Annotated in this window: 14 protein-coding genes and 1 other RNA gene; 8 read left to right on the top strand and 7 right to left on the bottom strand. The window is 67.1% G+C overall.

Annotation, left to right across the window (positions count from 1 at the left end; genetic code table 11):
• Positions 1–48 precede the first annotated feature (48 nt).
• From AC1DJT_RS05565 to AC1DJT_RS05585, 5 genes are all read left to right on the top strand, one after another.
• A complete protein-coding gene (locus AC1DJT_RS05565) occupies positions 49–1,335 on the top strand; it encodes a phosphopantothenoylcysteine decarboxylase domain-containing protein (protein ID WP_476833689.1) in 1,287 nt (428 codons plus the stop codon).
• A 5-nt stretch (positions 1,336–1,340) separates the two neighbouring features.
• Positions 1,341–1,826 carry a dUTP diphosphatase gene (gene dut / locus AC1DJT_RS05570; protein ID WP_476833690.1) on the top strand — a complete coding sequence of 162 codons (486 nt, stop codon included), beginning with the start codon at positions 1,341–1,343 and terminating at the stop codon, positions 1,824–1,826.
• A complete protein-coding gene (locus AC1DJT_RS05575; protein WP_113516840.1) occupies positions 1,823–2,272 on the top strand; it encodes an RrF2 family transcriptional regulator in 450 nt (149 codons plus the stop codon). Before dut ends, AC1DJT_RS05575 begins: the two co-directional genes overlap by 4 nt.
• Before the next feature lie 85 nt (positions 2,273–2,357).
• Positions 2,358–3,344 carry a cysteine synthase A gene (cysK, locus tag AC1DJT_RS05580; RefSeq protein WP_476833691.1) on the top strand — a complete coding sequence of 329 codons (987 nt, stop codon included), beginning with the start codon at positions 2,358–2,360 and terminating at the stop codon, positions 3,342–3,344.
• The gene (locus AC1DJT_RS05585; RefSeq protein ID WP_476767498.1) at positions 3,341–3,793 is read left to right on the top strand and encodes a GNAT family N-acetyltransferase; all 453 of its coding nucleotides are present in this window, start codon (positions 3,341–3,343) and stop codon (positions 3,791–3,793) included. The genes cysK and AC1DJT_RS05585 overlap by 4 nt, the downstream gene beginning before the upstream one ends.
• A gap of 111 nt (positions 3,794–3,904) precedes the next feature.
• Here the strand turns inward: AC1DJT_RS05585 and AC1DJT_RS05590 are convergent, their stop codons facing one another.
• The 3 genes from AC1DJT_RS05590 to AC1DJT_RS05600 form a co-directional block, all read right to left on the bottom strand.
• On the bottom strand, positions 3,905–4,774 hold the full coding sequence (locus AC1DJT_RS05590; protein ID WP_441504995.1) for a VOC family protein: 870 nt from the start codon (positions 4,772–4,774) through the stop codon (positions 3,905–3,907).
• 123 nt (positions 4,775–4,897) lie between these two features.
• Complete coding sequence (locus AC1DJT_RS05595; RefSeq protein ID WP_476767497.1) at positions 4,898–6,133, bottom strand: NAD(P)/FAD-dependent oxidoreductase; 1,236 nt, start codon at positions 6,131–6,133, stop codon at positions 4,898–4,900.
• 3 nt (positions 6,134–6,136) lie between these two features.
• Positions 6,137–7,192 (bottom strand): YihY/virulence factor BrkB family protein, encoded by a 1,056-nt coding sequence (locus AC1DJT_RS05600; RefSeq protein WP_441504997.1) that lies wholly within the window; start codon positions 7,190–7,192, stop codon positions 6,137–6,139.
• Positions 7,193–7,451: 259 nt separating this feature from the next.
• Here AC1DJT_RS05600 and AC1DJT_RS05605 point away from each other — a divergent pair, with 259 nt between their 5' ends.
• A complete protein-coding gene (locus tag AC1DJT_RS05605; protein ID WP_441490535.1) occupies positions 7,452–8,156 on the top strand; it encodes an outer membrane protein in 705 nt (234 codons plus the stop codon).
• Positions 8,157–8,172: 16 nt separating this feature from the next.
• On the opposite strand, the gene recR is transcribed toward AC1DJT_RS05605, so the two are convergent.
• The 4 genes from recR to ffs form a co-directional block, all read right to left on the bottom strand.
• Positions 8,173–8,778, bottom strand: a complete 606-nt coding sequence (gene recR, locus AC1DJT_RS05610; RefSeq protein ID WP_441490534.1) for a recombination mediator RecR — start codon at positions 8,776–8,778, stop codon at positions 8,173–8,175.
• A 13-nt stretch (positions 8,779–8,791) separates the two neighbouring features.
• Positions 8,792–9,112 carry a YbaB/EbfC family nucleoid-associated protein gene (locus AC1DJT_RS05615; RefSeq protein ID WP_113516833.1) on the bottom strand — a complete coding sequence of 107 codons (321 nt, stop codon included), beginning with the start codon at positions 9,110–9,112 and terminating at the stop codon, positions 8,792–8,794.
• 24 nt (positions 9,113–9,136) lie between these two features.
• Positions 9,137–10,990: a DNA polymerase III subunit gamma/tau gene (locus tag AC1DJT_RS05620; protein WP_476833692.1), complete on the bottom strand. Its 1,854-nt coding sequence runs from the start codon at positions 10,988–10,990 to the stop codon at positions 9,137–9,139.
• A gap of 139 nt (positions 10,991–11,129) precedes the next feature.
• Positions 11,130–11,226: signal recognition particle sRNA small type (ffs, locus tag AC1DJT_RS05625), an RNA gene on the bottom strand.
• A gap of 12 nt (positions 11,227–11,238) precedes the next feature.
• Here ffs and AC1DJT_RS05630 point away from each other — a divergent pair.
• Entirely contained in the window at positions 11,239–11,394 is a 156-nt protein-coding gene (locus AC1DJT_RS05630; protein ID WP_441490531.1) for a hypothetical protein, read from the top strand.
• A 405-nt stretch (positions 11,395–11,799) separates the two neighbouring features.
• Positions 11,800–11,934 carry a 50S ribosomal protein L34 gene (gene rpmH, locus AC1DJT_RS05635; RefSeq protein ID WP_038364779.1) on the top strand — a complete coding sequence of 45 codons (135 nt, stop codon included), beginning with the start codon at positions 11,800–11,802 and terminating at the stop codon, positions 11,932–11,934.
• The last annotated feature ends 26 nt before the right edge of the window (positions 11,935–11,960 follow it).

Consider the following 11,960-nt stretch of genomic DNA (forward strand, 5'->3'; position numbering starts at 1 on the left):
CGCCTCCGCGATGCTAGGTGAAGGGCTTCTTGCCTCGGGAGCCCGCCCTTGTCCGCATCTCGCTCCGTCCTGCTGATCATCGGCGGGGGTATCGCCGCCTACAAGGTGCTGGAGCTGATCCGGCGCCTGAAGGACCACGGCATCACCTCGCGCTGCATCCTGACCAAAGCCGGCGAAGAGTTCGTGACGCCGCTCGCCGTATCGTCGCTGGCGGGCGAACGCTGCTTCACCGATTTGTTCTCGCTGACCGACGAAGCCGATATCGGCCATATCGCGCTGTCGCGCTCGACCGATCTGGTCGTCGTCGCTCCCGCGACCGCCGACCTGATCGCCAAGATGGCGACGGGCCTTGCCAATGACCTTGCCTCGACGGCCCTGCTCGCCACCGACAAGCGCATCCTGATCGCGCCCGCGATGAACCCGCGCATGTGGGAGCATCCGGCGACACGGCGCAACATGGCGCAGCTCGAGAAGGACGGGGTGCTCGTCGTCGGGCCGAACTCCGGTGCCATGGCCGAGCGAGGCGAGAACGGACCCGGCCGCATGGCCGAGCCTCATGAGCTGCTGGCGGCGATCGAACAGGCGCTGGCCGGCGAAACCCGGCTCTCCCCGGGTGGAACGATCGGCTTCCTCGGTCGCAGTCCGGGCGGCGCGTCCGGTKCCCCCAAGCTGCTCGCCGGCAAGCGCGTGCTGATCACCTCCGGGCCGACGCATGAACCGATCGACCCCGTGCGCTACATCGCCAACCGCTCCTCCGGAAAGCAGGGTCACGCGATCGCAGCCGCCGCCGCGGCCGCGGGCGCCAGCGTGACATTGGTGTCCGGCCCGGTCGCGATCGCMGATCCGGAGGGGGTGACCACGATCCATGTCGAATCCGCCCGCGATATGTTGGCCGCAGTCGAAGGCGCGCTGCCGGCGGATATCGCGATCTTCGCCGCCGCGGTCGCCGACTGGCGCGTTGCGGAAGAGGCGCCCGGCAAGCTCAAGAAGCAGGCCGGCGCGAGCGCGCCTGCCCTCGCCCTCGTCGAGAACCCGGACATCCTGGCGACGATCGCCGCACGCGAGATCGATCGCCCCGCCCTCGTCGTCGGCTTCGCCGCCGAGACCGACCGCGTGATCGACTATGCCCGCGCCAAGCTGGCAAAGAAGGGCTGCGACCTGATCGTCGCAAACGATGTCGGCGGCACCGGAGTGATGGGCGGCGACGCCAACACCGTGCATCTCGTCACCTCCGACAATGTCGAAACCTGGCCGACCCTGCCCAAGGGCGAGGTCGCGAGCCGGTTGATTGCGCATCTGGCGCGMATGCCGCAGGCCAGCAAGACGGACCGCTGAGCGCCATGGTCACGCTTCCCATCAAGCGCCTGCCCCATGGCGCCGACCTGCCGCTGCCGGCCTATGAGAGCAGCGGCGCCGCCGGCATGGACCTCCGTGCCGCCCTGGCCGCCGATGAGCCCTGCGTTCTGGCGCCGGGCGGACGCGGTCTCATCCCGACGGGGATCGTGCTGCAATTGCCGCAGGGTTTCGAGGCGCAGGTCCGGCCGCGCTCGGGCCTCGCCTTCAAGCATGGCGTCACGGTGCTGAATTCGCCCGGCACCGTCGACAGCGACTATCGTGGGGAGATCAAGGTGATCCTGATCAATCTCGGCGCAGAAGACTTCGTGATCCGGCACGGCGACCGCATCGCCCAACTCGTGGTMGCCCCGGTCTCACAGGCGGCCTTGGTCGAGGCTGCCACACTCGACGAGACCGCGCGCGGGGACGGCGGCTTCKGCTCGACCGGCATCGCTGGGAGCAAGGCGACGGCGCAAGGTGGCGGCCAATGATGCCGCTCTCGCACCGCAGCCTCCTCGCCGTCGCCGCAGTCGTCGATATCGCGCTGCATGCTCGCCCGTCGCCCGTCGCCGCCAAATTCCTGGCTGCACGCCACGACCTGCCGCCGCGCCATCTCGAAACCATGCTGCAGGCGCTCGTGCGCGCCGGCATCCTGAAGGGCGTGCGCGGTCCGCGCGGCGGCTATGAGCTCGCTCGCGAACGCCGCCGCATCACCGCCGGCGATATCGCGCGTGCGGCCATGCAGGAAACGAGCGATGAAACCACGCCCCTGCCGCAGTCCCGCCTTATCGACGAGGTGGTCGGCCCGGCGCTGAGGCGGGCGACCGATGCCTTCCTGGCCGAGCTCGACAGCGTCACCGTCGAAGATCTCTGTCGCCAGTCCGAGCAGAAGTCGGTCTTCGGAGAGATCGCCCAGAGAGCCGATTTCACAATATAATTATGTTATTAAACTAATTATTCGACATAAGATGTGAAATACGTTAGCCCTTCCATCCTGACCATATGACGCAAKGGAGGCCGCTATGGCCGAAGCAGCACAGAAGCTCAATCCCGCACAGGACAAGGCGCCCGGTCGAGGCCGGGTCTATGAGTCGATCACCGATACGATCGGTGACACTCCGCTGGTGCGGCTGAACCGTCTCCCGGCAGAACGCGGCGTCAAGGCGACGATCCTTGCCAAGCTCGAATTCTTCAACCCGATCTCCAGCGTCAAGGATCGTATCGGCGTAAACATGGTCGATGCGCTCGAAGCCTCAGGCGTTCTGAAGCCGGGCGGCACGCTGATCGAGCCGACCTCGGGCAATACCGGCATCGCGCTCGCCTTCGTCGCTGCCGCGCGCGGCTACCGCCTGATCTTGGTCATGCCGGAGACGATGTCGCTGGAGCGTCGCAAGATGCTGGCCCTGCTCGGCGCCGAACTCGTGCTGACGCCCGGCCCGGGCGGCATGCGCGGTGCCGTGGCCAAGGCCGAAGAGCTCAAGGCCGAGATCCCGGGTGCGATCATTCCGCAGCAGTTCGAGAATCCGGCCAACCCCGAGATTCACCGCAGGACGACCGCCGAAGAGATCTGGAACGACACCAACGGCGAAATCKACATCTTCGTCTCCGGTGTCGGCACCGGCGGCACGATCACCGGTGTCGGCCAGGTGCTGAAGCCCCGCCGGCCCGGGCTGAAGGTCATCGCGGTCGAGCCTGAAGACTCCCCGGTTCTCTCCGGCGGCCAACCCGGTCCGCACAAGATCCAGGGCATCGGCGCCGGTTTCGTTCCCGGCGTGCTCGATCGCTCGGTGATCGATGAGGTGGTGACTGTCGGCAACCAGACCTCCTTCGACACGGCTCGCGCGCTGGCCCGCCTCGAAGGCATTCCGGCCGGCATCTCCTCGGGCGCGGCAGTCGCTGCCGCGCTGGAAATCGGCGCGCGTCCCGGCAACGAAGGCAAGACCATCGTCGTGATCATCCCCTCCTTCGCCGAGCGCTATATTTCGAGCGCTCTCTTCGAAGGCCTGTGATCTCCAGCGCGCTTCAGGTCGTCCGGCTCAGCGAAACGCTGCCGGACGATTTTTCTGCCCTGCAGGACGAAGCGGCGGCCGAAGGCTACCGCTTCGTCGACGGTTTGCGGGACGAGTGGCAATCCGGCCGTTATCGTGACGCCGACGAGCGGAATGCCCTGTTTGCGGTGTTTCGCGATGGGGTGCTCGCCGCGATCGGCGCGGTGACGCCGGACCCTTATGACCCAGCGCCCGACCTCCTGCGCATTCGCCATGTCTATGTCCGGCCGACCGGCCGGCGCCGAGGCGTCGGCCGCCTGCTGGCGAGCGCACTCGTGCAACAAGGGCTGTCGCTGGCGCCGAGGCTCTCGCTCAACGCTGCGGATTCCGGCGCGGCCGCTTTCTGGGAAGCCATGGGCTTCAAGCCCGATGGCGGCGGTACACGCCGCAGCCATCTGCTCACGCGCTAGGATCGAAGCCTGGATCGGCGTCCCGAAAACCGCACCCCACCTTTCGGGCCGAGGCTTTCGTGTTTGCATCGGCTTTCCCGAAAACCGCGCCCCACTTTTCGGGCCGATCCGTTAGCGACGCAGGATCAGACGGTTATTCCAGGGGTCGGCAACGGTGACGGTGCCTCCCTGATCACGACCGCCGGCAGCGATCATCCGCGTCCGCATCGCCGCGAAGGCCGGGTCGTCGGCGGCGACGAGCTCGAAGCTCGCGAGCCCCGCATCGCTGTCAGCCCGCAGGCCTGCCCCCCGGCTGCCCCAGACATTGACGGCGATATGGTGATGGTAGCCACCGGTCGCGAGGAAGCTGGCGCCGGGATAATGCACCATCACGTCAAAACCGAGCCCATCGCGGTAGAAGCCCTCGGCCTGCGCGGTGTCGCCGACGCGCAAATGAACATGCCCCATGCCCGTGCCAGTCGGCATGCCGGGATAGGCGGCTCCGTCCGACTCACGCAGGAGCAGGTCGAGATCGAGCCGATCGGTCGACATCTTGATGGCGCCGCCATCAAGTCGCGGCCATTCCGGCCGGCTGCGATCACGATAGATTTCGATGCCGTTGCCTTCCGGATCGGAGAGGTAGAGCGCCTCGCTGACGAGATGGTTCGAGGCGCCTTCCAGCGGCACTCGGGTCCTGGCCGCATGCGCCAGCCAGTTGGCGAGGTCACGGCGCGATGGCAGCAGGATCGCGAGATGGAAGAGGCCGGCGGCCGATACCGGTGCGCTCGCCCCCCCTTCGAGCCGCACCAGCGGCACGCCGTCGACACCGAGCACGGAGAGGCCGGGCTCTTCCGAGATCAGCGTCAGCCCGATCGCGTCGCGATAGAAGGCCGTCAGGCGCGGCAGATCGCGCACCCGCAAGGAGACCGCGCCAATGTGAAGGGGCGCGTCATAGGCCTCAAGCCGTACCGGTGACGAAACCTTGTCCTTAACCGTGAGCATCGCCGCCTCCGAAAATGATGCGGCCCGACGTCCGCCGCAGTCTTCAAATGGCAAGAAACCGAGCCATTGTCGCCCCTTGGCATGGCAAGACCAAGATTGCAGCCGCGCAATATCGCGGGGCCGTCAGACCGGGCTCGGCCGGTCGATCGCAAAATCAGAGAACCAGGCCTCCTCCCTGCCCTCTAGCAGGGCGCCGAGGAGACGAGACGCGAGGAAGCTGAAGGTGATGCCGTTGCCGCCATAGCCATAGGCCGCCAGCAGGCGTGGCTGGCCAGGGACCCGCCCGATCAGCGGCAACCCGTCCCCGGTCTGGCCGAAGGCCCCGGACCAGGTGTGAGCAAGCGAGAGCCGCGCAGCCGGCACAAGGGCCGCGAGCTTGCCGAGCAGCGCCTCTGTCTTCTCCGGCCCGAGACGCTCGCGCAGATCGGCGTCATCGCTCCCCTCGTCCTCGCCTCCGATGACGATGCCTCCATCGGCCGTGGTCCGGCAGTAGACATAGTCCGTCGAAGCCTCCCAGACGAGCGCACGCCGAGGCCAGAGCGCCTGTGCGGGCTGCGGCTGCGTCGCCAATGCCCAACTCGAGGCGATGCGATGCAGATCGCTCCGGACGCAATCTGGCATGACATAGCCGGCTGCCAGGACGACATGACCGGCTTCGATCGTGTGGCCAGCGCCGAGCTGGACCATGGCGGAGCGACCCTGGCCATCGAATGCCACCGCCTCGTCGCGGATAAGACGCGCGCCCCGCGCTGCCGCCACGCCGAGCAGGGCATGGCACAGGCTGAGGGGGTCTGCTTCCGCCGATCCGGGCGAGACGATGGCTGCCGCCCGGTCGAACCCGAACTCGCGCAGCAGCAGGTCATGGCCGAGCAGGGAGCCGGGCAGGCCAGCGCGCTCCCGCAGGAGATGCTCGTCCAGCAATTCACGCGCCCCGGTCTCGCCAGCTGCGAGATAGACCGTGTCACGGGGATGGAAGGCGCAGCGCAGTTGTTGGCCCAGGACCAGCTCACGAAGCCCCGCCACGGCCCGAAGGCTGCGCCGATAGATATCCGCCGCCCGTTCGAAGTCGTAGAGCGCCGAAAGCCGCCGCAAGGGCTGGTCGATCTCCCATTGCAGCATCGCAGTGCTGGCCACCGTGCTGCCGAAGCCTGGTCTTTCACGATCGACGAGCACGACCTGCCGCCCACGCGCGGTCAGATGTTCCACCAGCATCGCCCCCGTGATGCCGCCGCCGATGATCGCCACGTCGCAGCGAATATCCGCTTCGAGCGTCTCGCCTCGCGGATGTCCGGCATCTGTGCGCCAGGGGCTCGAACCGCTGCGCAGGTCGCTCTGGCGCGTGTCGTCGGGATCCAGCATCGCCTACTCGTCCGCCATGGCAGCACCGACCCTGTCCGCCATGGTCGCGCCCCTGCGGCCGAGAGGCTTGGGTCGCCCGATCGTGGTGTCGCGCTCGGTCTGATGCTCRAGTTCGGCATTGAGTTCGGCACCGGCGAGCACGATCATCGCCGACAGCCAGAGCCAGGTCATGAAGACCACCACCGTCGAGAGCGAGCCATAGGTCGCCGTGTAATTGCCGAGCGTGCCGACATACCAGGAGAAGGCCCATGACGCGGCCGCCCAGAGCAGCGAGGCGGCGATCGCGCCTGGCATGACCCAGGCGAAGCGCGGCCGCCGCCTGCTCGGTCCGATCCAGTAGAGGCAGGCGATCGCCAGCGTCGCCATCACGACGAAGGTCGGCCAGCGCACCAGCCGGACCAGTTGCTCGAGTTCGTAGTGGAACGGGAAGAACGCGGAGATGACCGGCAGGATGGCGATCGCGATCAGCGCCGCCATCAGCAGCACGACCCCGCTCAGCGTGGTCAGCAGCGAGATCAGGTTCAGCTTGAAGAAGCTGCGCTTCTCCCGTTCGCGATAGATGATGTTGAGCGCATCGAAGACCGCCTTCACCGCGGCGTTCGCACTCCAGGCCGCCACGAGCAGGCTGACAAGGACAGCAAGGGACAGGCCGGTGCTGGATTGTGTCGCAAGCCGCATCGCTTGCTCGCGGATCAACTCGCGTGCGGCAGTTGGAAAGACCGTGGTGAGGCTGTCGAGCTGGCCGGCGATGGTCAGCGGGTCGGTGAAATAGCGGTACAGCGCGACAAGGAGCGAGAGCGCCGGGACAAGCGAAAGCAAGGTGAAGAAGGCGACCGCACCAGCCAGAGAACTGAGACGGTTATCGGCAACATTGCCGGCAAAGCGCAGCAGGACATCCTTCCAGCCAAGCCAGGTCATCTCGAGCGGCGAAGCCGCGTCGCGGCCGCGTGCAACCTCCTCTCGCGAAGGCCGCGCACGCCAGCGCGAGATCGCCTCGGCCACGTAGCCCAGCGCCACCCCCGCGCCCGCTGCGCCCGTGATGCGTTTCAAGAAGGCCATGAAAAGTCTCCGCCGCCGCGGTGGGTCGACACGCGGCCTGGCACCAGCCTAGGGCAAACCGGGCGGACGACGAGTTTGTTCCCTGCGCGGCGGGCCACCCCAGGCCGCTTATCCGTTTGTTAACCTTAACAGTTCCTAATCAGAGCCAGAAAACGCGCGCTTCACATGCGTCAGCAAAGGCTTGCGACCTCCTCGTCCCGGATGACGGGAGGCACCGCATCTGGCCACCCGATCGGCGAACGACATACAGAGACCTGCGATGAAGATGTTCCTGAAAGCCGGCCTTGCGAGCCTCGCACTTCTGGCTGGCGGCGCGGCCTCCGCGGCGGACATGCCCTATCGCAAGGGCACGCTGCCGCCGGCTCCTGCACTGCCGGAATTCTTTTCCTGGACCGGGTTCTACGCCGGCGGCCAGATCGGTTATTCCTGGGGCTCGGAGCGCACCCGCTTCATCGCCGCCAACGGCATCGGCGCGGCTTTCACCTCCGATACCGATTCGGTGCTCGGCGGCGGACATGCCGGCTTCAATTACCAGTTCGGCTCCTATGTCCTCGGCATCGAAGGCGATATCGAGGCCCTGAATAGCGATGGGCGCTTCCGTCATGCCCTCGGCATCGGTGAGGTKAAACGCGACTGGCAGGCTTCGGTGCGCGGTCGCCTGGGCTTTGCGATGGACCGCTTCATGATCTATGCCACGGGTGGCGCGACTTTCACCGAGTTCGACCAGCAGCTCTTCGATCCGGCTTCGGGAGCACGTGACAGCGCCCAGACATCGCGCTCGGGCTGGAGCGTGGGCGGCGGTCTTTCCTTTGCGCTGACCGACCACCTGATCGCCGGCGTCGAATACCGCTACACCGATTTCGGCCGGTTCAACCGCCTGGCGCGCGGCGCCTTCCTTGGCGTGACGACCGATCAGGATTCGACGCTGCATAGCGTCCGCACGAGCCTGAGCTACAAGTTCTGACGKGACGAAGCCCGGATCAGAAGCCCGTGCGCTGGCGAATGGCGGCAGCGAGCGTGCCGTCGTCGAGATAGTCGAGCTCGCCGCCGACCGGCACGCCATGGGCGAGCTTCGTCACCTTGACCGGCAAATGGGCAAGCAGATCGGTGATGAAATGCGCCGTGGTCTGCCCGTCGACCGTGGCGTTGAGCGCCAGGATGACCTCCTTCACGGCCGGGTCGGAGGCACGGGCCACCAGCGCATCGAGCGTCAGGTGCTCGGGCCGGATGCCGTCGAGCGCCGAGAGCACGCCGCCCAGAACATGATAGCGCCCTGAAACAGCGCCCGAGCGCTCGAGCGCCCATAGGTCGGAGACGTCCGCGACGACGACGATCACCCCATCGTCGCGGCGGGCGTCGCGACAGACCGAGCAGGGATTGCTGGTATCGATATTGCCGCAGGTCGTGCAGACGACGATGCGTTCGCGCGCGGTCGCCATGGCCTCGGCGAGCGGGCCCAGAAGCTGCTCGCGCTTCTTGACGAGATGCAGGGCAGCGCGCCGGGCCGAACGCGGCCCGAGGCCCGGCAGCTTGGCGAGAAGCTGAATCAGCCGCTCGATCTCGGGGCCGGCAATGGCGCGTGACATGCGGGCCTGCAGCTCAGAACAGTTTCATGCCGGGCGGGATCGGCAGGCCCTTGGTGATCTCAGCCATGCGCTCCTGCATCACCCGCTCGGCGCGGGCGCGGGCGTCGGTGCTGGCCGCGACGATCAGATCCTCGAGTATCTCGCGCTCGTCGGCCATCATCAGGCTCGGGTCGATCCGGACCGACTTGAGCGCGCCCTTGGCGGTCATCGTCACGGTGACCATGCCGCCGCCGGAGGCGCCCTCGACCTCGATCGTGTCGAGCTCGGCCTGAACATCGGCCATCTTCTGCTGCATCTGCTGCGCCTGCTTCATCAGGCCCATCATGTCGCGCATGGTGTCTCTCCGTATGCGAAAGTGTCAGAAATCGACGCCGTCGAAATCCGGCTCGCTGTCGTCGAACAGCGGCTCGGCATCAGACATGTAATCATCGTCGGCCGAGCCCGAGGATTGCGCCTCGGCAGCTTCAGCCGCGCGCGGATCGCGCACGTTGACAATGCGGGCGCCGGGAAAGCGCTCCAGGACAGCCTTCACCGCTGGATGAGCGGCAGCGTCGCTCTCGCGCTGGTCTTTGGCGGCAACGGCCTGCTCGCGCAGCGTCGCGCCCCCCTCCGTATTGACGATGACGACCATCCAGGTCTGTCCCGTCCATTCCTTGAGGCGGCGCGACAGATCATTGGCGAGCGTGCGTGAACCACCTTCGACCAGGGCGAACTCGATCCGCCCCTGTTCGAAGCGAACGGGCCGCACATCGCGCTCGAGCGCAATCTTCAAGGTGATGTCGCGATTCTGCGAGGCGAGCGCGACGATATCTTCGATCGAAGCGACGAGCACGGCCKGGGCCGCAACCGCACGAGGGGCGGCAGCGGGCGCGGGGTTCGCGCTGGCGAGCACAGGCCGTGCCGCGAGCGCCGTGTTGCCGCCACCGGAGGGAGGGCGGGGCGCTGCGCCCCCCCCGCCATTGCCCGATCCGGCGGGAGAGCCATTGCCGTCGCGCAGCATCCGCATGGCCTCGTCGGGCGTCGGCAGGTCGGCCGCATGGGTGAGACGGACCAGCACCATCTCGGCCGCCATCACCGGCCTGTCGGCCTGTTTCACCTCAGCCATGCCGCGCAACAGCATCTGCCAGGCGCGGGCCAGCACGCGCACCGACAGTCGGGCCGCGAAATCACTGCCGCGCACGCGCTCGGCCTGGCTCAGGCCGTTATCCCGGGCGGCTTCGGGCACGAGCTTCAGACGCGTCACCAGATGGGTGAACTCGGCGAGATCGGTCAGCACCACGACCGGATCGGCACCGGCATCATATTGCGCCMTGAGTTCACCGAGCGCCGCCGCGATATCGCCCTTCATCACCGACTCGAACAGGTCGATGACGCGGGCCCGGTCGGCGAGKCCGAGCATGGAGCGCACATCCTCGAGCGTGATTCGGCCGGCCGCATGGGCGATGGCCTGGTCGAGGATCGAGAGAGAATCGCGAACCGAGCCTTCGGCGGCGCGGGCGACGGCACCGAGCGCCTCCTCTTCGGCGTCGACCCCTTCGGCCTTGCAGATGTTCGAGAGATGGCCGACGAGCAGGCTGCCATCGACCCGGCGCAGATCGAAACGCTGGCAGCGCGACAGCACCGTCACCGGCACCTTGCGGATCTCGGTGGTGGCGAAGATGAACTTTGCGTGCGGCGGCGGCTCTTCCAGGGTCTTGAGGAAGGCATTGAACGCCGCCCCGGTCATCATGTGCACTTCGTCGATGATGTAGACCTTGTAGCGTGCGGAGACCGGCGCATAGCGCACGCTGTCGTTGATCTGGCGGATATTGTCGACGCCATTGTTCGAGGCGGCATCGATCTCCATCACGTCGATATGCCTGCCCTCGATGATTTCGCGGCAATGCAAGCCGAAACGCGAGAGATCGGTGGTCGGCCCACCCGCCCCATCCGCGCTCTGGAAATTCAGGGCACGCGCCAGGATGCGGGCCGTGGTCGTCTTGCCGACACCGCGGACGCCCGTCAGCATCCATGCCTGCGGGATGCGGCCGGCGGCGAAGGCGTTGGTCAGAGTACGCACCATGGCGTCCTGGCCGATCAGGTCGCCGAAATGGGCCGGACGGTATTTGCGCGCAAGCACCCGGTAAGGCGCCGCGGTCGCGACGGGCGCTGGCGCGAGGCCGGGAAAACCCAGCTCTTCAACGGAATCGGCAGCGGCGGTCTCGTCGGTCATCCGCATGCTTTCGCCAATCGGGAGGCGACGGTCAACGCCGGACTTGCAATACTCCGGCCGGGACGAGGCAGGAGCGGCCCCGATCCAAGGCTTGGATCGAAGACCTGGCAAGCGGGAGCAGCGCGCAAGGCAGCCGCAAAGTGGGAGGCTGGACGAAGACCCGTTCGGTCTCGTTAGGGCTGCTTCCTTCCGGACCTGACCCGGTTGGCGAGTGAGACGTCCCTCGCCAACCTCCCGGGCGCTATATCGTGCATGTCGATCGAGAGCGCAAGCGCGAGCTACGCCTTGTCGCGCAGTTCGCCCGGGCGCTTCCCCTCCTACCGCGCGAAGAGATTTTGCCGCGCGAAGAGATGATTTTGCCGCGCGAAGAGATGTTGCGCATGGGCATCAAGGATCGCATCTGACCGAAACCAGCCGCTCGGCCGCCTCCCCAGCGCCGGCGCGAGCCGCTCTATGACAGAGCCGGCCCGATGAACCTCGGCGTCGTCAGCCTTGCCGCACGGGCGGCCCCTGGCGACGCCCTGCCTCTTTTCACGATCGAAGGCCCTCTGCACGCCGACTGCGTCGCGGCTCCTGATGATCAACGTCTTCAAGGCACGGGCGGGCCGAGGAGCCGGGCCTGTCGATCCGCGCGGCATCGTCGCAGGATGCGCCTTCGGCATTGACTCGCCCCCGCCCTTCCGCCATAAGCCCGCGACCTGCGCAGCCTTTCGGGCGGCGCCGCCCCTTTTGCATGACAGGCTTGGCCGGCCGATTTTCCCCAGCGGGAACCCGGTCGCCATGCCGGAACAAGGCCCCGGAGACGGACCGTGAAGAGAACCTATCAACCCAGCAAGCTGGTTCGCAAGCGCCGCCACGGTTACCGCGCCCGTATGGCGACAAAGGGTGGCCGCAAGGTCATCGCCGCCCGCCGGGCGCATGGCCGCAAGCGCCTGTCGGCCTGAGCGACCGGCGCGTGACCTGCGCGCCG

Source organism: Allobosea sp. 05T422_2, from assembly GCF_056396265.1.

Bases quoted from the DNA above. Each gene is read 5' to 3' on its own strand.
- AC1DJT_RS05575 (WP_113516840.1), top strand. From the start codon at position 1,823: ATGATGCCGCTCTCGCACCGCAGCCTCCTCGCCGTCGCCGCAGTCGTC.
- AC1DJT_RS05590 (WP_441504995.1), bottom strand. From the start codon at position 4,774: ATGCTCACGGTTAAGGACAAGGTTTCGTCACCGGTACGGCTTGAGGCC.
- AC1DJT_RS05595 (WP_476767497.1), bottom strand. From the start codon at position 6,133: ATGCTGGATCCCGACGACACGCGCCAGAGCGACCTGCGCAGCGGTTCG.
- recR (WP_441490534.1), bottom strand. From the start codon at position 8,778: ATGTCACGCGCCATTGCCGGCCCCGAGATCGAGCGGCTGATTCAGCTT.
- AC1DJT_RS05615 (WP_113516833.1), bottom strand. From the start codon at position 9,112: ATGCGCGACATGATGGGCCTGATGAAGCAGGCGCAGCAGATGCAGCAG.